The following is a 17,021-nucleotide window of genomic DNA, read 5'->3' as shown; positions in this document are numbered from 1 at the left end:
ATCGCGGTTGGCTGTGTGTGCCGCTCGGCGCCCCGGCCGGGCAACAGCCCCGGCCCGCCTGGGGAAGAGGGCTCCGAGCGGCATCCCAGCAGCGCCCCGCCCGTGCGGCCCACCGGTCCGCGCGGAACCGGGCACCGAGCCGAGGAGATGGCCCGCCCCATGCCCACCGCCCGCTTCCTGGTCACCGGAGTTCCGTGCGCCGTCGCCCCCGCCCGGCACCGCATCCTCGACACCGCCCGTCGCTGGATACAGCTCACCCCGGAACTCGCGGACGCGGTGGAGCTGGTGACGTCGGAACTGCTGACCAACGCCGTGGTGCACGCGGGCGGGCTGATCTCCGTCGGGCTCTTCGCGGAGCACGGACGCCTGCTCGTCGAGGTCTTCGACGGCTGCCCGGCCGGCCCACGGCCCCGCACCGCGACCGGTGTGGACGAGACGGGCCGCGGCCTGGAACTCGTCGCGCTCCTCTCCGCCCGGTGCGGCTGGGAACCGACACCGCGCGGCAAGAAGGTCTGGGCGGAGTTCGCTGTGGCCCCCGACCGCGCAGGGCACGGAACCGGAACGCCCCCGCGTGGCCATCGTCACGTCGCAGGCCGGGGCCGCCATCCGGGATGATGGCCCGATGCGAATCATGTTCGTCGGCGACTCGATGACCATCGGAGGCGCCGGCGAGCACACCTGGCGCTATCGGATGTGGCAGCACCTCAACCGGGAGTTCGGCGGCCCGTACCGCATCGTCGGGCCGCGCACCGGGCTGCACGACCCGTACTCCGGCGCCGCCGACTCCCAGGCCTACGCCGACCCGGACTTCCCCGAGCGCGCCCGGTGTCATCTCGCGGGCTGGGGCGAGGGCTGGCTGCACATGGCGCCGCTGATCCGGGAGACAGTCGCCGAGCACCGCGCCGATCTGCTGCTGGTCTCCCTCGGCCTGATCGACCTCGGCTTCTACACCGACGCGGAGCAGACCGCGGCCAACGTCCGTGCCTTCGTCGCGGAGGCCCGCGAGGCCAACTCCCGTATCCGGATGGTGCTGTTGCCGGTGATACCCAACATCCGCGCGGAGTCCGACCCGCCGTTCGCCGAGCAGTGCCGCCGTTTCAACGAGCTGCTGGCGAAGACCGTCGCCGACCTGGACTCGCCCACGTCCCCGCTGCTGCTGGCGTCCCGCCCGGAGGGCTACGACACCCAGCGCGACACCTACGACGGGACGCACCCCAACGCCTCCGGCGAACACCGGCTGGCCGCAGCCTACGCCGACGCGATGTACCAGGCGTGGGACCTCGGCGGCCCGTACGAGCCCCGGTAGGACGTGGCCGGGCGATCATGCGCCCCCTCCCGGGACGGTCGACGGCAGCCCTCGTCATCCGCCGCCGAACGTCACCCGGGGTCCGCCTCCGGACATCACCCGGGATCTGTCTCCGGACATCGCCCGGACACGTCCTGACCGGCCGGCCACCGCGTCCGCTCCCGTCTGCGCGAACGCCGGATCCGTCCTAGCCGGCGACCACGTCCGCTCCCGCCTGCGCGAACTTCTCGTCCAGCGCCCCGGACGGAGCGCCTGCGACGCCGATGCCGGCGATCGGCGCCTTCCCGGCGGTGACGGGGACACCGCCCGCCAGGAACAGGGTGCCGGGGATGTCCTTCAGGTTCGGGGCCTGCTGCAGACGCTCGGCCAGCTGGGAGGTGGGGGCGTTCCAGGCGGCTGCGGTGAACGCCTTGCGCTCGGCGGACTCGTAGGACTGCGGGCCGGCGCCGTCGCCGCGCAGGGTGACGATCGTGTTGCCGTTGCGGTCGACGACGGCGACGGTGACCCGCTGGTTCTCCTTCTCGGCGGCGTCGAGCGCGGCCCGCGCGGCCTTGGTGGCGGCGTCGATCGTCAGATGGGTGGAGGTGGTGGTGGCCCGGGCCGGGACGGAGGCCGGGGCGGCAGGGGCGGACGTCGCGGCGGGTGCGGAGGCGTTCGCGGACACCGCGCCGAAGCCCGACAGGGCGACGGCGGTGAGCACGGCACCGCCGGTGGCGAGGCGGGCACGGCGGGAGAACGTCCTGTGCACGGGGTTCATGGCGTTCATGGTCGGTCGACTCCTCAGGTGGGCGGGCTTCAAGCGGGTGGGCTTCAGGTGGACGGGCTTCAGGTGGACGGGCGGCAGCTGGGCGGGCGGCCCGGTTGCCGCCCCTGCTGCGTCCGCTCTCCACCCTCGGCCCGGAACCCGGCCCGGACGGTCGGCGTTCCGGCTGCCCCGGCGCTGCGGGACGGACGACACCGGGGTCATCCGATCGGTTGACCGCCCGGCCCCCGCACGCGGTCACAATGGAGGTGTTTGCCCAGCTCGACGCCGCTCTGCGGGTCGCCGGGCCCATCGACGCACGCGTGAGGGGAGCAGGATCCGGATGCGGAACCGGTGTGACGAACCGAGCGCCGTGGACACCCGGTGGCTCGGCGCCGTGCTGCACACGGCGTTCTTCCTGCTGCTCGGCGGAGCGCTCGCCCGCTTCCTGCTGCGCCATCCGGGCGAGCCGCGCACCCCATGGATCATCGGGCTGTGCGTCGTGCTCGCCGTACTGCACCTGCTGGGGCCCGGGATGGGCGACGCGGGCACGCGACCGAACCGGCGGCGTTCGGCCTGGCTGGCGCTGGTCGTCGTGGTGTGGATGGTGCTGGTCGTGCTCGCGCCCAGCTTCGCCTGGTGCGCGGTGCCCCTCTTCTACACCGGCCTGCGCACGCTGCCGCCCCGCGCGGCCCTCGTTCTCGTGGCGGTCCTGACGGCGCTCGTCGTCGCCGCGCAGGTACAACTGGCCGGGCGCTTCGACCCGAACCTCGTGCTCGCGCCGCCCGCCGTCGCCGCCCTCGCCACCGCCGTCTTCCTGCAGATGGAACGGCACACCGCCCGCCAGCGCGTCCTGATCGACGACCTGATCCGCACCCGCCGCGAACTCGCCGCCGCCGAACGCCGCGAGGGCACCCTCGCCGAACGCCAGCGGCTCTCCATGGAGATCCACGACACGCTCGCCCAGGGCCTGTCCAGCCAGCGGATGCTGCTCCAGGCGGCGGACCGGGTGTGGGACACCGAACCGGACAAGGCCCGTGCCCACGTCCGCACCGCCGCGGGCGTCGCCGAGCACAACCTCACCGAGGCCCGGCGCTTCGTGCACGACCTGGCCCCCACCGACCTCGCCCGCGGCGGCGGCCTCGATCAGGCGCTGCGCGCCCTGGCCGCGCGGGAGTCCGGGGCGCAGCTCACCGTACGCGTCCACGTCGACGACGACGGCCGGCTCGCCCGGCTGCCCGACCGGGTCCAGTCCGCCCTGCTGCGCATCGCCCAGGGCGCCCTGGCCAACGTCCGCGAGCACGCCGCCGCCGGCTCAGCCACGCTCACCCTCACCCTCCTCGACGACGAGGTCGTCCTGGACGTCTCCGACGACGGCCAGGGCTTCGACCCCGCCGCGCTGCCCGACCTCCCCGGCAGCGGACGCGGGCACGGGCTGCCCGCCGTACGGGCCCGGCTGCGCGCACTCGGTGGCACCCTGACCGTCGAGTCCGCGCCCGGCGAGGGCACCGTCCTGTCCGCCGCCGTCCCCCTGGAGGCGCCCCGATGACCCCCGACCGCGCTCCCGTGCGCATCCTGGTCTGCGACGATCACGCCGTCGTGCGGGCCGGGCTGCTCGCCCTGCTCGACAGCGCCGCGGACATCGAGGTGGTCGGTGAGGCCGGCACCGGCGAGGAGGCGCTCGCGCTGGCCGCGAAGCTCGCCCCGGACGTGGTGCTGATGGATCTGCAGCTGGGCGAGGGGATCGACGGCGTGGAGACCACCCGCCGCCTCACCTCCGTCCCGGGAACCTCCCTCCACGTCCTGGTCCTCACCACCTACGACACCGACGCCGACATCACCCGCGCCATCGAGGCGGGCGCCACCGGCTACCTGCTCAAGGCCGAGCGCCCCGATGAGCTCTTCGCCGCGATCCACGCCGCCGCCGAGGGGCGTGCCGCCCTGTCCCCGCCGGTGGCCGGCCGCGTCATGGCCGGCCTGCGCCGGCCCCGGACCACCCTCACCGACCGGGAACGCGACATCCTGGCCCAGCTCGCCCGCGGCCTCGGCAACCGGGACATCGCCCGCGCCCTGTACATCAGCGAGGCCACGGTCAAGACCCACCTGCGCCGCGTCTACGACAAGCTCGGCGTGGAGACCCGCGCGGGCGCCGTGGCGGTCGCGAAGGAGCGGCGACTGGTGCCGTGAGGGCGGCCCCGCGCAACCGGCGGCGGCCCTTGCACGGGCCGGGTGAGCACGGCGGCACGGGCCGGGTGAGCACGGCGGGCGTCTCGACGGGCCGGGAGCTCCACCGCGCGAGGGGCCTTGCTTCGAGCGCACTCCAGGGCGTTGGCTGGTGAACCATGAAGTACACGCAGCTCGGACGCACCGGACTCAAGGTCAGCCGACTGGTCCTCGGCACGATGAACTTCGGGCCCGTCACCGACGAGGCCGACTCGCACGCCATCATGGACGCCGCGCTCGGCGCGGGCGTCAACTTCTTCGACACCGCCAACGTCTACGGCTGGGGCGAGAACAAGGGCCGTACCGAGGAGATCCTCGGCTCGTGGTTCGCCAAGGGCGGCGACCGCCGCGACAAGGTCGTCCTCGCCACCAAGCTGTTCGGCCACATGGGCGCCGGCGAGCCCTGGCCCAACGACGACAAGCTGTCGGCCCTCAACATCCGCCGCGCCGTCGACGCCAGCCTGAAGCGGCTGGGCACCGACCACATCGACCTGTACCAGTTCCACCACGTCGACCGCTCCACCCCGTGGGACGAGATCTGGCAGGCGATGGACGTCCTCGTCCAGCAGGGCAAGATCCTCTACGTCGGGTCGAGCAACTTCGCGGGCTGGAACATCGCGCAGGCCAACGAGGCCGCGCGGCGCCGCCACTCCTACGGCCTGGTGAGCGAGCAGTGTCTGTTCAACCTCGTCGAGCGCCGCGCGGAGATGGAGGTCGTCCCGGCCGCGCAGGAGTACGGCCTGGGCGTCATCGCCTGGTCGCCGCTGCACGGCGGCCTGCTGGGCGGGGCGATCCGCAAGGAGCGGGAGGGCGGTGCGCAGCGCGGCGCCACGGGCCGGTCCGCCGAGGCGCTGGCCAACACCGCGCAGCGTCAGCAGATCCAGGCCTACGAGGACCTGCTCGACAAGCACGGTCTGGAGCCCGGCGAGACGGCGCTCGCCTGGCTGCTGACCAGGCCGGGCGTCACCGGTCCGATCGTCGGTCCCCGCACCGTCGACCAGCTGGCGTCGGGGCTGCGCGCGACGGAGCTGGAGCTGTCGGAGGAGCTGCTCGCCTCGCTCGACGAGATCTTCCCGGGCCCGGGCCCCTCGCCGGAGGCCTTCGCCTGGTGACGGCCGCCGGAGGCCTTCGCCCGGTGATGCCCGGCGGAGGCCTTCGCCCGGGGCTGAGCCGCGGGGGCTGAGCGGCGGGGGCGCGGGAACGGCGGCCGTGCTCAGCCGAGCGCGGCCGCCACGGCGACGACGACGAGTATCAGCACGAGCGCGCCACTGACGATCCGGGTTCTCATCTTCGGGTCCACGCTTCGAGGTTAGCGGGGCGGGAGCCCACAGCTCCGACCGCCCCTCGCTCGCCCCGCACTCTCCCCCGTCGCTCCGGCCGCTCCCCGACCGGTCCGTCCCCGCCCCGGTGACCGCTCCCGCGGGGCGGCCGCGCTCCGGTCACTCCCCGAGCGGTCACACACCGCCCGGTCACTCCCTGAGCGGTCACTCACCGCCCGGTCACTCCCCGAGCGGTCACACACCGCCCGGTCACTCCCCGAGCGGTCACACACCGCCCGGTCGCACAACGAACGGTCACTCGCCGAGCGGCCACGCCCCGACCGTCTCGTACCGGGGCTGCTGCCCCGCGGCCCCCGGCACCGGCGGATGGCTGCGGACCAGGCACAGCTCCCGGACGGTCCACGGGCTGCCGACGAACTCCGCCAGCTCCGCCACGTACGGGCGCAGGTCCGCGTCCCGGCGGTTGCGGGCGATGGTGAGGTGCGGGGTGAAGTGCCGGTGGTCGTCGAAGCGGACCCCGGCCCGCCGGCCGGCCGCGGAGGCGGTGCCGGCCAGGTGCCGCATGGCCTCGCGGTCGCCGTCGGCGCCCGCCCAGAGCGCGCGGTCGCCGAACCGTCCGCCGCCGGCGAGCCGCAGCTCGTACGGGCCGTGCCGGTGTGCGGCGCGGGCCAGCCGCTCGCGGAGCTCCGGCACCACGTCCTCCGGCACCTCCCCGTAGAAGGCGAGTGTGAAGTGCCAGCTCTCGTGGCCCGTCCAGCGCAGCTCACCGGCGGTGGGCAGCGCGTGCAGGGTGCGGACCTCGTCGGCGAGCTCCGCGACGGCCTCCTCGGGCGGCAGCACAGCGGCGAAGAGTCTCATCCGGTCAGTCTCGCGCACGGGAACGACACCGGTGAGCGGTTCACGGACACCTCCCGAGCGGCTCCGGCCCGCTCAGGCAGCCGTCGCCAGCTTCTCCTCCGGCGAGGGCGCGCGGGCCACGAACTCCAGATGCCGGTGTCCGCGCCGCAGGTCGACCTTGAGGCGCAGCCCGCCGACCCGGGCCAGCATCAGGCCGACACCGACCGCCGCGGCCAGCGACACCAGACCGCCGGCGACGAAGCCGACGCGGGCGCCGTAGACGTCCGTGAGCCAGCCGACGATCGGCGCGCCCACCGGCGTACCGCCCATGAAGACCATCATGAACAGGCTCATCACCCGGCCGCGCATGGCCGGATCGGTGGCGAGCTGCACGCTGCTGTTCGCGGTGACGTTGATCGTCAGGCCGAAGGCGCCGATCGGCACCAGCAGCGCGGCGAAGACCCAGAAGGTGGGCGCCAGGGCCGCGGTGATCTCCAGCAGGCCGAAGAGCACCGCCGCTCCCACGAGCAGCCGCAGCCGTGAGGTGCCGCGGCGGGCGGCGAGCAGGGCGCCGATCAGCGAACCGGCCGCCATCAGGGTGTTGAGCAGGCCGTAGGTGCCCGCGCCGGCGTGGAAGATGTCGTCGACGAAGGCGGTCAGCCAGATCGGGAAGTTGAAGCCGAAGGTGCCGATGAAGCCGACCAGGACGATCGGCCAGATCAGGTCGGGGCGGGCCGCGACGTAGCGCAGGCCCTCCCTCAGCTGCCCCTTGCCGCGCGGCGCGGTGTCGACCCGGTGCAGTTCGGCGGCGCGCATCAGCAGCAGGCCGGCGATGGGCGCGATGAAGGACAGCCCGTTGAGCAGGAACGCCCAGCCGCTGCCCACGGCGGTGATGAGGACACCGGCGACGGCGGGGCCCACCAGCCGGGCGGACTGGAAGTTGGCGGAGTTCAGGCTGACGGCGTTGCGCAGCTCGGCCGGTCCGACCATCTCGGCGACGAAGGCCTGCCGGGCCGGGTTGTCGACCACGGTGACCACACCGAGGAGGGTGGCCATCAGATAGACGTGCCAGACCTGGACCTGCCCGCTGAGGGTGAGGACGGCGAGCGCGAGGCCGGTGAGGCCCATCGCGGTCTGGGTGATGAGGAGCAGCTGCCGCTTGGGGAACCGGTCGGCGATCACACCGCCGTAGAGCCCGAGGAGCAGCATGGGCAGGAACTGCAGGGCCGTGGTGATGCCCACGGCGGCCGAGGATCCGGTGAGGCTGAGCACCAGCCAGTCCTGGGCGATGCGCTGCATCCAGGTGCCGGTGTTGGAGACCACCTGTCCGGTGGCGAAGAGCCGGTAGTTACGGATCTTCAGGGAGCTGAAGGTGGAGCCGCGCGGCTTCGCGGTGATGGTGTCGTCGTCGGGGGTGTTCGGTGCGGGTGCGGAGTCTGCTCCGGGTCCCGTACTCAACGTGGGGTCGCCTCCTCGTCGTGCGTGCGGTCGTGGTCTCAACCCGTGCACGGCCTGCCGGGCGCGCGCTCCGCGCCGCGCTGCTACAGGTGCGCGAGTTTCTCCAGAACGGGCGCTGCGGCACGCAGCGCGGCCCATTCCTCATCGTCGAGCCGCCCCGCCAGCTCCGCGAGCCAGGCATTGCGCTTCCGGCGGCTCTCTTCGAGCATGCTTTCGGCCCGCTCCGTCTGGGTCACCACCTTCTGGCGGCGGTCCTCCGGGTGCGGCTCCAGCCGGACCAGCCCCTTGGCCTCCAGCATCGCCACGATGCGGGTCATCGACGGCGGCTGGACGTGCTCCTTGCGCGCCAGCTCGCCCGGTGTCGCGGAGCCGCAGCGGGCGAGGGTGCCCAGCACCGACATCTCCGTCGGGCTCAGCGACTCGTCGACCCGCTGGTGCTTCAGCCTGCGGGACAGACGCATCACGGCGGACCGCAGCGCGTTCACGGCTTGGGCGTCGGCTGCGGCGACGTCCGGGGCTCCCCCCGCCGGAGGAAGGGGGTGAGCGGGTTCCGACATGTCTTTAGCCTAACTCATTACCCATGCTAAGGACCAAGGGGATGCGTGTGACTCCGGCCGCACTCACCCGAACGAGTGACATGGGGCCGGAAACCGGCCCCACTCCGCCCCGGCCGTCGGGACCGTACGGAGATGGGATCAGAGGTGCTCAGCCTGCGACTGGACGGTGAGCTGCTCGACCGGATCCGGGAGCACGCCGCGAAACGCGGCATGAGCGTCCAGGACTATGTGGTCCGGACGCTCATGCGCGACGACTTCGACGAGCGGTTCAGAACGGCGGTCGACGCCACCGCCCGCTTCTACGACGGGGAGACCGCCCCCACGGGCCGGATACCGCCGCCTGCGGAGGGAGGCGACGGACAGCCGGGGTCACGTGATCGGCGGAGGGATCACGAGACGCCGAGGGCGTCCTCGATCGGGCCGAGCAGGAAGTAGACGAGGAAGCAGAATCCGACGGCGTTCAGCAGCCACGGCACCGTACGGAACCGGCCCGTCGCCGCGCGGAAGAGGATGAACGACAGCACGCCGATGCCGATGCCGTTGGTGATGCTGTAGGTGAACGGCATCGAGATCATCGTCAGGAAGGCCGGGGCCGCGACGGTGTAGTCGCTCCAGTCGATCTCCCGCACGTTGGCGGCCATGATCAGGAAGCCGACCACGAGCAGCGCCGGGGTCGCCGCCTGCGACGGGACGACCGTCGCCAGCGGGGTGAAGACCAGGGCCAGCAGGAAGAGCCCGCCGGTGACCACGTTGGCCAGACCGGTGCGCGCCCCCTCGCCGACGCCCGCCGTGGACTCCACGAAGCAGGTCGTCGCCGAGGCCGAGCCGAGACCGCCCGCCGCGACCGCGGCGGAGTCCACCATCAGGACCTTGCCCATGCCCGGCATCTGGCCGTTCTCATCGGTCAGCCCGGCCTCCTCGCCGACGCCGATGATGGTGCCCATCGCGTCGAAGAACGCCGACAGCAGCACGGTGAAGACGAACAGGCAGCCGGTGATGACGCCGACCTCGTGGAAGCCGCCGAAGAGACTGACGTCGCCGATCAGCCCGAAGTCCGGGGTGTCCACGATCTTGCTCGGCACCTCGGGGACGGTGAGGCCCCACGCCTTGCCGGGGATGTCCTCGACGGTGTTGACCACGATCGCGACGACGGTCATCGTCACGATGCCGATGAGGATCGCGCCCTTGGCCTTCCGGATCACCAGCACGAAGGTGAACGCCAGCCCGATCACGAAGATCAGAACCGGCCAGCCCTCCAGCCGGCCGCCGGTGCCCAGGCCGAGCGGGACGGTGGTGTGCGCGGCGTCCGGGTTCCGGGTCACGAAGCCGGCGTCGACCAGCCCGATCAGCGCGATGAACAGGCCGATGCCGATGGCGATCGCCCGCCGCAGCCCGGCCGGGATGGCGTCGAGGACCCGCTGCCGCAGCCCCGAGGCGACCAGGATCATCAGCACCAGACCGGCCAGGACGACCATGCCCATCGCGTCCGGCCAGCTCATCTTGGGGGCGAGCTGGAGCGAGACGACGGCGTTGATGCCGAGGCCGGCGGCGAGGGCGATCGGGACGTTGCCGATGATGCCCATGAGGACGGTCGTCAGACCGGCCAGCAGCGCGGTCGCGGTGACCAGCTGCGCCGTGTCCAGGTGGTGGCCGTACTTGTCCACACCCGAGCCGAGGATGATCGGGTTCAGCACGATGATGTAGGCCATCGCGAAGAACGTGGCCAGCCCGCCGCGGATCTCCCGGGAGATCGTCGAGCCCCGCTCGGAGATCTTGAAGAACCGGTCCAGCGGATTCTCCGGCGACGGGTGGTGGTGCGGAGGCGGGGAGTCGACCGGGGTCGAGGCCGAGGAGGGCATACGGGACCTCAGTGGTACGGGCCGGGAGGCGGGGAGGCGGCCGAAGAGGCCGGGAGCACGACCGGGCGCGACTTGGATGAACGAACGAACAAAACACGTCGAACCCTGGACCGGGTCAGTATGAATGCATAACCCAAAGATCACCATCTCCGCGCGTAGACCCAAGCACCACGTGCCGTCGGGCCCCGCGACAGCGGCCCGTAAGCTGTGCGCATGACGAAGTGGAGACCCAGGCACGAGGCCCCGGAGCCGCTCGAGGGCAACGTCGTCGGGACCGTTCTGGGCGGCACCGTCCTGTGGTTCGTCCTCTTCCTCGTGCAGCTCCCGTTCTACGGCTGGTTCGACGCGCACGGGTATCTGTGGTGGCTGTGGACCTGCCTGGCCGGTGCCGGGCTGGGTCTCATCGGCCTCTGGTACGTGCGCCGGCGGGAGGCCGCCATCCAGCGGGCGGAGTCCGAGCGGGCCGGACCGGACCCGGGCGCGGACGGCACCACGGCGGCCTGAACCGTCCGCCGGGCCGCGGCATGCCGCGGCCCGGGGCGGCAGGCACCCTTCCGCAGCCCTCCGAAGGGTGAAGGGCCCGTTCCCCCCGTACGGTCGTAACCATGACCGAGCGGTCGCCGACCGGCAGTGCGCGTCCGGAGCCGTCCGGGGGCCCGGGGGCGCGGCAGGCCATCGACGCGGGGCCGGAACTCGACCCCGTCCACCCCGTCTCCCCGCCCGGCACCGGGCGCCCGGCCGGTTCCGCGCGCGGACTGACCGCCGCCGAGGTCGCCGAACGGGTGGCGCGCGGCGAGGTCAACGACGTCCCGGTGCGCTCCTCCCGGTCCGCCGCGGAGATCGTCCGGGCCAATGTGTTCACCCGGTTCAACGCGATCATCGGCACGCTGTTCCTGATCATCCTGGTGGTGGGCCCGATCCAGGACGGCCTCTTCGGCTTCGTCATCGTGGCCAACACGGCGATCGGCATCGTCCAGGAGCTCCGCGCCAAGCGGACCCTCGACCACCTGGCCGTGATCGGCGAGGCCCGGCCCGTCGTCCGCCGGGACGGCGCCTCCACCCCCATCGCCACCGCGGCCATCGTGCTGGGGGACCTCGTCGAGCTCGGCCCCGGCGACAAGGCGGTCGTGGACGGCGTGGTGGCCGAGGCCGACGGTCTGGAGATCGACGAGTCGCTGCTCACCGGTGAGGCCGACCCCGTGCTCAAGCACCCCGGGGACCGGGTGATGTCGGGCAGTTTCGTGGTCGCGGGCGGCGGGGCGTTCACCGCCACCCGGGTCGGCCGCGAGGCCTACGCCGCCCAGCTCGCCGAGGAGGCGTCCCGCTTCACCCTGGTCTCCTCCGAGCTGCGCAGCGGCATCAACCGGATCCTCACCTACGTCACCTGGATGATGGTGCCGACCGCGATCGGCCTGATCATCAGCCAGAGCGTCGTCGAGGAGCACGACTGGCGGGAGGCCGTGCGCCGGATGGTGGCGGGCATCGTGCCGATGGTCCCGGAGGGCCTGGTGCTGCTCACCTCGGTGGCGTTCGCGATCGGGGTGGTCCGGCTGGGGCGGAAGCAGTGCCTGGTCCAGGAGCTGCCCGCGATCGAGGGGCTGGCCCGGGTCGACGTGGTCTGCCTGGACAAGACCGGCACCCTCACCGAGGGCGGGATGGACGTCGCGGCGCTCCGGCCGCTGGGCGGCGAGGACGAGGAGTACCTGCGGCGGGCGCTCGGCGCGCTCGGCGCCTCCGACCCGCGGCCCAACGCCAGCCTCCGGGCCATCGCCGAGGCCTACCCGGACGGGCACGGCTGGCGCTGCACCGGGGCGCTGCCGTTCTCCTCCGCCCGCAAGTACAGCGCCGCCCGCTTCCGCGAGGAGAACGGGCGGACCGGCACCTGGCTGCTGGGGGCGCCCGATGTGCTGCTGCCCGCCGGTGACCCGGTGCTCGCCGACACCGGGCGGCTCGACGCCCAGGGCCTGCGGGTGCTGCTGCTGGCCCGCTCCGAGCGGGAGCCGGACGACCCGGAGGCCGCCCGGGACGTGGTGCCCGGCGCGCTGGTCGTCCTGGAGCAGCGGCTGCGGCCCGACGCCGGGGACACCCTGCGCTACTTCGCCGATCAACGGGTCGACGCGAAGGTGATCTCCGGGGACAACGCGGTGTCGGTGGGCGCGGTGGCCGGGAAGCTGGGCCTGCCCGGCGCCGACGCCCCGGTGGACGCCCGCGAGCTGCCCGGGGAGACGGACCGGATGGCCGGGGCGCTCGACGACGGCACCGTCTTCGGCCGGGTCACCCCGCAGCAGAAGCGGGACATGGTGGGCGCGCTCCAGTCGAACGGGCACACGGTGGCGATGACCGGCGACGGGGTGAACGACGTGCTGGCCCTGAAGGACGCCGACATCGGGGTCTCCATGGGCTCCGGCTCCGAGGCGACCCGGGCAGTCGCGCAGATCGTGCTGCTGAACAACAGCTTCGCGACGCTGCCGTCGGTGGTGGCCGAGGGCCGCCGGGTGATCGGCAACATCACCCGGGTCGCGACCCTGTTCCTCACCAAGACCGTGTACTCGGTGCTGCTGGCGATCCTGGTGATCTGCTCCCAGGTGCCGTACCCGTTCCTCCCCCGGCATCTGACGCTGCTGTCAACGCTCACCATCGGCGTCCCGGCGTTCTTCCTGGCCCTCGCCCCGAACCGGGAGCGGGCCAAGCCGCACTTCGTGCGGCGGGTGATGCGGTACGCGGTGCCCGCGGGGCTGATCGCCGGGGCGGCCACCTTCGCCACGTATCTGCTGGCCCGGCACTACTACACCGGCCCGGACGCCCTGCCCGCCGAGACCAGCACGGCGACGCTGACGCTGTTCCTGATCGCGCTGTGGGTGCTGGTGATCATCGCCCGGCCGTACACCTGGTGGCGGGTGGTTCTGGTGCTCGCGATGGCCGCGGGCTTCCTGGTCGTGATCATCACGCCGTGGCTGCAGACGTTCTTCCAGCTGAAGCTGGTCGGCACGGCGATGCCCTGGACCGCCGTCGGGATCGCGGCACTGGCGGCGGTGGCGCTGGAGGCGGCCTGGTGGGTGGTCCGCCGCAAGCTTCCGGACTGAGCCGGGCGGCGGGCGGCGCTCGCGCGCCGCGCCGCCTCCGCGGCCTGCGCTACCGGTCGAACCAGCGGTCCCGCGCCAGTTCCTCCGTCCGCGACGGGTCCTCCAGCAGCGCCGCCACCTCGAACCGGCGCGGCCACTCGCCCGCCGCCCAGGCCAGGCCCGCCGCCACGCCCTCCAGCGTCGCCGCGTGCAGCACCCCGTCCGGGGTGTGCCGCCAGTCCGCCTCCACGCCGTCGACCAGCAGTTCCTCGTGCTCGACGTAGCTCTCGGGGGTCGCCGGGCCGAGCAGGGTGCGCACCGCCTCGGGGACCTCGTGGGTCTCGCCCTCCCCGGAGTCGACCCGGCCCTCGTACGCCTCGCTCAGCCGCGAGACCTGCAACAGCTCCGCCAGGTCCGCCGCCCGGGTCGGCCGGACCGGCAGCAGCGCCCGGCCCGCGGCGAGCGGCAGCAGGTCGGGGGCGTCGGCGACCAGCGCGTCGGCCGCGTCCACGACCCGCACCTCGCCGTCCACCACGGCCCGCAGCTCGTCCGGGAGCGTGACCTGCTCCGGGTCGAGGCCGGCGAGCGCGCTGTACAGGGCGTGCAGCTGGACGGCGGTCACCGGGCGGTCCGGGTCGGCGAGCCGGGCGAGCAGTTCGGCGGCGCCGCCCGGCTCGTCGAGCAGCGCCCCGACGGAGGTGCGGACGCCCAGGGCGCGCAGCACCTGCTCGTCCTCGAAGCCGTGCGCGTCGGCCGCCTCGTAGAGCCCGGCGAGCAGCGGGTCCCCGCCCGCGGCCCGGAGCCCGGCCGGGCGGCGGCCGTCCAGCACCGGGTGGCCGCGGAGCCACCAGGCGGTGTACGGGCGGACGGACTCGGTCGTGCCGTCCGGCAGCAGCACCCGCACGGGCGCGGTCAGCGCGTCCCGCAGCGGCGGCTGCGCGAGCAGGGCGAGCGCCTGCGGCCAGGCGTCGTCGTCGACCAGGTCCAGGTCGCGGACGGCGACGATCTCGGTGGCGACGGGCGGCACCGGGGTGTCCGGCAGCCGGTCGAGCACGTCCTCGCACCAGACGTCCACGGAGTCCAGCAGCCCGGCGTCGTCGGGCTCGGCGAAGTCGCCGTCGCGGGGGTCCAGTTCATCCGGGTCGAGCACCACGTCCGTGGCCCTGACCAGGGCGAAGTTCGCCAGCACCCCGACGGCGGTGAGCGGCTGTTCGCCCCAGCGCTCGGCCAGCTCCGCATCGCAGGCCGCCAGCTCCCCCTCCCGGATGATCTGCTCGAACGGGCTGCCGGGGAGGACGAGTTCACCGGCCGGGGCCGGCTCGCCCTCGTCGTCGGGGAGCGCGAGCGCCGCCAGCCAGGGCTCGTCGCCCGGTTCGAGCCGGGCGTCCCGGACGAGCCCGAGCACGGCCTCGGCCAGCTCCTCGGCGTCCAGGGCGTCCTCGTCCCAGATCTCCCCGCTGTCGAGCGACCCGGCGACGGCGGCCCGCACCTGCGCGGTGGTGAGCACGGCGCGCGGGGTGGCCGGGGTGGCGCCCAGCTTCTCCAGGAGCGGGTGGGCGGCGTCGGGGTGAGCGACCTTCAGACCGAGCCGGGCGAGGGTGGCCGCGCTGGTCGGCCCGGCCGCGGAGGCGTCGGCCGGGGCGCCGGAGGCATCGGCCGGGGCGCCGGAGGCGGGGATCCGGGTCGCGCCGACGACCACGTCGGCGAGGTCCGGACGGTGCTGTTCCGCGGCGCTGTCGTCGGCGCCCGGCAGCGGCAGCAGCACCTGCCGGGGGCCGATGGTGGTCCGGCCGTCGGCCAGCGGCACGGGCAGGCCGCTGAGCCGGTCCGGGTCGGTGCCGGCGAGGCTGTCGTAGAGCCGCCGCCACCAGGCGGGGGCGCGCTCGACGCCGGCGAGCCGGTCGATGGCCTCGCCCAGCGGCACCCGGGCGACCCCGAGCGCCCGCAGTTCGGGGCGCCGTTCCAGACCGGCGGGCAGCAGGCTGGGGAACAGCTCGGCGAGGACGCGCACCGTGGCGTCCCCGGCGCCCTCGACGATCTCGGCACCGGTGGCGCGCAGCGCGTGCACCGCGGCGCACGGGCCGCCGGGCACTTCCCCGTCCCAGTCGGTGTGCCGGGTGCCGCGCTCCTCGGGCCGCAGGTCGGCGGCGTCCCAGGCACCGGCGGGACCGTCCTCCTCCGCGTCCGGGGCGGGCGGCGCCGCGCTGGGCAGGAACGGGACGCTCGGCAGCAGCCGCAGCACGGAGTCCCGGAGCCGGCTGTCGAGCTCGCCGCTGCCGAGCGGGCCCGGCACCAGGTCGATGGTGCCGGTGCCGACGGGGTGCCAGTCCCGCAGCAGCTCCGCGTACGCCTCGGCGGCCCGCTCCACCAGGAAGTCGGTGAGCGGTCCGGGCGCGGCGTGCCGGCGGGTCGGCTCCAGCGGCAGGGAGGCGATGAGCAGGGCGGGCAGGCCGAGGGGCTCGTCGGTGGGGGTGGGCGCGTGCACCACGGGGGCGGTGCCGGGCCGGGCCGGTGCGCCGTCCGCCGCGTCGTCGACGGGCACCGCCCAGGTCACGGACCAGGCGGGGCGCAGCCGTTCCTCCAGGGGCCGGTCGGCGAGGAGCTTCTCGTCCAGCCGGCCGCCGGCGGCGGCGGTGCGCCAGCGCGTGGTCCGCGCCGCTCCGGAATCGGAGCTGTCCTCGATCACCACGTACGGGCCGTCCCGACGGCTCGTCAGCGTCCGTACCCCGTCGGGGGTTTCCGTGACGATCTCGGACAGGCCCGGGAGGGTGAGCAGGGTCGCGTCGTCGATCCCGGCGAGCAGCCGGGCCGCGAGGTCGGCGGCGGCGCCGTCGCGCAGCGGCAGGACCACGGCCGTGTCGTAGCCGACGGGCGCGCTCCCCTCCGCGGGCATCGGCAGCCGCAGCAGCGGCACATGGCCGTCGCGGCGGCGCAGTTCGTCGCCGAGGCCGGGCCCGGCGGCCGCGGCCCGCGCCGCGAATTCCCGCGCCTCGGCGAGGGACCAGCGCACGCCTCCGGTCCGGCCGACGACGGCCGGCTCGTCGCTGACCGCGAGCACCGCCGAGAAGCCGACGCCGAACCGGCCGACGGAGCGGGCCGGGTCGTCCGTGTCCCGCTTGGCCGAGGCCCGCAGGGTGGACAGCGACTCCACACCCGCGGCGTCGAGCGGGGCGCCGGTGTTGGCGGCGGCGAGCACGGCGGGGGCGTCGCCCTCGGCGGGGCGGAGCGTCAGCCGGAGCCGGCCGGGCACCCCGGCGCGGGCGGCGGCGTCGGCGGCGTTCTGGGCCAGTTCGACGACCAGCCGGTCGCGGTAGCCGCCGAGGACCAGGTCCTCCTCGGCGTTGGCGTCCTCCCGGAACCGGGCGGGCGAGGCGGCCCACGCGTCCAGCACACCGCGTCGCAGCCGCGCCGTCCCGAAGGGGTCCGCCCCGTCGTCCGTCGCCTGCACCATCGCCGTGCCGCCCACGTGTCGCTCCCTCTCCCGGACCACCGACTGTCAGCGCCGAACGTACCGCTATCCGGGCCGGAAGGGCGTCCGCACCCCCTGCCGGTCATCCCGGACGCGCCACGGCGGCCGGAAGCGGCGGCTCGGGGCGGTGACCGTACGGCCTACGGCGACACGGCCGGTGGCGGGCTCGGCCGGTGGCGGGCTCGGCCGATGACGGCACCGGGGCGGCGGACGGGTCGGTCCCCCGGC

General features: G+C 74.2%; 14 protein-coding genes. 8 read left to right on the top strand and 6 right to left on the bottom strand.

Annotated features, from left to right (window positions below; genetic code table 11):
• Positions 1-159: 159 nt before the first annotated feature.
• Together ABT112_RS25470 and ABT112_RS25465 are read left to right on the top strand one after the other, a co-directional pair.
• On the top strand, positions 160-615 hold the full coding sequence (locus ABT112_RS25470) for an ATP-binding protein (protein ID WP_351513301.1): 456 nt from the start codon (positions 160-162) through the stop codon (positions 613-615).
• 7 nt (positions 616-622) lie between these two features.
• Complete coding sequence (locus ABT112_RS25465) at positions 623-1,306, top strand: GDSL-type esterase/lipase family protein (RefSeq protein ID WP_351513299.1); 684 nt, start codon at positions 623-625, stop codon at positions 1,304-1,306.
• Between the two features lie 187 nt (positions 1,307-1,493).
• On the opposite strand, the gene ABT112_RS25460 is transcribed toward ABT112_RS25465, so the two are convergent.
• Positions 1,494-2,063 carry a GlcG/HbpS family heme-binding protein gene (locus tag ABT112_RS25460; protein ID WP_351513344.1) on the bottom strand — a complete coding sequence of 190 codons (570 nt, stop codon included), beginning with the start codon at positions 2,061-2,063 and terminating at the stop codon, positions 1,494-1,496.
• A gap of 328 nt (positions 2,064-2,391) precedes the next feature.
• On the opposite strand from ABT112_RS25460, the gene ABT112_RS25455 reads away from it, so the two are divergent.
• From ABT112_RS25455 to ABT112_RS25445, 3 genes are all read left to right on the top strand, one after another.
• Positions 2,392-3,597: a sensor histidine kinase gene (locus tag ABT112_RS25455; RefSeq protein WP_351513297.1), complete on the top strand. Its 1,206-nt coding sequence runs from the start codon at positions 2,392-2,394 to the stop codon at positions 3,595-3,597.
• Positions 3,594-4,235, top strand: coding sequence for a response regulator (locus ABT112_RS25450; protein WP_351513295.1), 642 nt, complete (start codon positions 3,594-3,596; stop codon positions 4,233-4,235). Before ABT112_RS25455 ends, ABT112_RS25450 begins: the two co-directional genes overlap by 4 nt.
• Before the next feature lie 155 nt (positions 4,236-4,390).
• Entirely contained in the window at positions 4,391-5,383 is a 993-nt protein-coding gene (locus ABT112_RS25445) for an aldo/keto reductase (protein ID WP_351513293.1), read from the top strand.
• A gap of 462 nt (positions 5,384-5,845) precedes the next feature.
• Here the strand turns inward: ABT112_RS25445 and thpR are convergent, their stop codons facing one another.
• From thpR to ABT112_RS25430, 3 genes are all read right to left on the bottom strand, one after another.
• On the bottom strand, positions 5,846-6,409 hold the full coding sequence (thpR, locus tag ABT112_RS25440; protein ID WP_351513291.1) for an RNA 2',3'-cyclic phosphodiesterase: 564 nt from the start codon (positions 6,407-6,409) through the stop codon (positions 5,846-5,848).
• 72 nt (positions 6,410-6,481) lie between these two features.
• Complete coding sequence (locus tag ABT112_RS25435; protein ID WP_351513289.1) at positions 6,482-7,846, bottom strand: MFS transporter; 1,365 nt, start codon at positions 7,844-7,846, stop codon at positions 6,482-6,484.
• A gap of 83 nt (positions 7,847-7,929) precedes the next feature.
• On the bottom strand, positions 7,930-8,403 hold the full coding sequence (locus tag ABT112_RS25430) for a MarR family winged helix-turn-helix transcriptional regulator (protein WP_351513287.1): 474 nt from the start codon (positions 8,401-8,403) through the stop codon (positions 7,930-7,932).
• Positions 8,404-8,535: 132 nt separating this feature from the next.
• Between ABT112_RS25430 and ABT112_RS35420 the strand changes: the two genes are divergently transcribed.
• Complete coding sequence (locus ABT112_RS35420; RefSeq protein WP_502975439.1) at positions 8,536-8,838, top strand: hypothetical protein; 303 nt, start codon at positions 8,536-8,538, stop codon at positions 8,836-8,838.
• Here the strand turns inward: ABT112_RS35420 and ABT112_RS25420 are convergent.
• Positions 8,793-10,262: an NCS2 family permease gene (locus ABT112_RS25420; RefSeq protein WP_351513285.1), complete on the bottom strand. Its 1,470-nt coding sequence runs from the start codon at positions 10,260-10,262 to the stop codon at positions 8,793-8,795. The genes ABT112_RS35420 and ABT112_RS25420 overlap by 46 nt on opposite strands.
• Positions 10,263-10,475: 213 nt before the next feature.
• Between ABT112_RS25420 and ABT112_RS25415 the strand changes: the two genes are divergently transcribed.
• Positions 10,476-10,766, top strand: coding sequence for a DUF2530 domain-containing protein (locus tag ABT112_RS25415; RefSeq protein ID WP_351513284.1), 291 nt, complete (start codon positions 10,476-10,478; stop codon positions 10,764-10,766).
• A 101-nt stretch (positions 10,767-10,867) separates the two neighbouring features.
• A complete protein-coding gene (locus tag ABT112_RS25410; protein WP_351513282.1) occupies positions 10,868-13,345 on the top strand; it encodes a cation-translocating P-type ATPase in 2,478 nt (825 codons plus the stop codon).
• Positions 13,346-13,394: 49 nt separating this feature from the next.
• Here the strand turns inward: ABT112_RS25410 and ABT112_RS25405 are convergent, their stop codons facing one another.
• A complete protein-coding gene (locus ABT112_RS25405; RefSeq protein WP_351513343.1) occupies positions 13,395-16,775 on the bottom strand; it encodes a sacsin N-terminal ATP-binding-like domain-containing protein in 3,381 nt (1,126 codons plus the stop codon).
• Positions 16,776-17,021 lie beyond the last annotated feature (246 nt).

This window comes from Streptomyces sp. NPDC002055 (genome assembly GCF_040296705.1).
Classification (GTDB): Bacteria; Actinomycetota; Actinomycetes; order Streptomycetales; family Streptomycetaceae; genus Streptomyces.
The sequence above is the reverse complement of the archived record's forward strand: the minus strand, read 5'-3'. Positions and strand labels throughout refer to the sequence as shown.

Excerpts from the sequence above, each read along its gene's own strand:
- ABT112_RS25445 (WP_351513293.1), top strand. The coding sequence starts at position 4,391 with ATGAAGTACACGCAGCTCGGACGCACCGGACTCAAGGTCAGCCGACTG.
- ABT112_RS25405 (WP_351513343.1), bottom strand. The coding sequence starts at position 16,775 with ATGGTGCAGGCGACGGACGACGGGGCGGACCCCTTCGGGACGGCGCGG.
- ABT112_RS35420 (WP_502975439.1), top strand. The coding sequence starts at position 8,536 with ATGGGATCAGAGGTGCTCAGCCTGCGACTGGACGGTGAGCTGCTCGAC.
- ABT112_RS25410 (WP_351513282.1), top strand. The coding sequence starts at position 10,868 with ATGACCGAGCGGTCGCCGACCGGCAGTGCGCGTCCGGAGCCGTCCGGG.
- ABT112_RS25450 (WP_351513295.1), top strand. The coding sequence starts at position 3,594 with ATGACCCCCGACCGCGCTCCCGTGCGCATCCTGGTCTGCGACGATCAC.
- ABT112_RS25415 (WP_351513284.1), top strand. The coding sequence starts at position 10,476 with ATGACGAAGTGGAGACCCAGGCACGAGGCCCCGGAGCCGCTCGAGGGC.
- ABT112_RS25460 (WP_351513344.1), bottom strand. The coding sequence starts at position 2,063 with ATGAACCCCGTGCACAGGACGTTCTCCCGCCGTGCCCGCCTCGCCACC.
- ABT112_RS25455 (WP_351513297.1), top strand. The coding sequence starts at position 2,392 with ATGCGGAACCGGTGTGACGAACCGAGCGCCGTGGACACCCGGTGGCTC.
- ABT112_RS25420 (WP_351513285.1), bottom strand. The coding sequence starts at position 10,262 with ATGCCCTCCTCGGCCTCGACCCCGGTCGACTCCCCGCCTCCGCACCAC.
- thpR (WP_351513291.1), bottom strand. The coding sequence starts at position 6,409 with ATGAGACTCTTCGCCGCTGTGCTGCCGCCCGAGGAGGCCGTCGCGGAG.
- ABT112_RS25470 (WP_351513301.1), top strand. The coding sequence starts at position 160 with ATGCCCACCGCCCGCTTCCTGGTCACCGGAGTTCCGTGCGCCGTCGCC.
- ABT112_RS25430 (WP_351513287.1), bottom strand. The coding sequence starts at position 8,403 with ATGTCGGAACCCGCTCACCCCCTTCCTCCGGCGGGGGGAGCCCCGGAC.
- ABT112_RS25465 (WP_351513299.1), top strand. The coding sequence starts at position 623 with ATGCGAATCATGTTCGTCGGCGACTCGATGACCATCGGAGGCGCCGGC.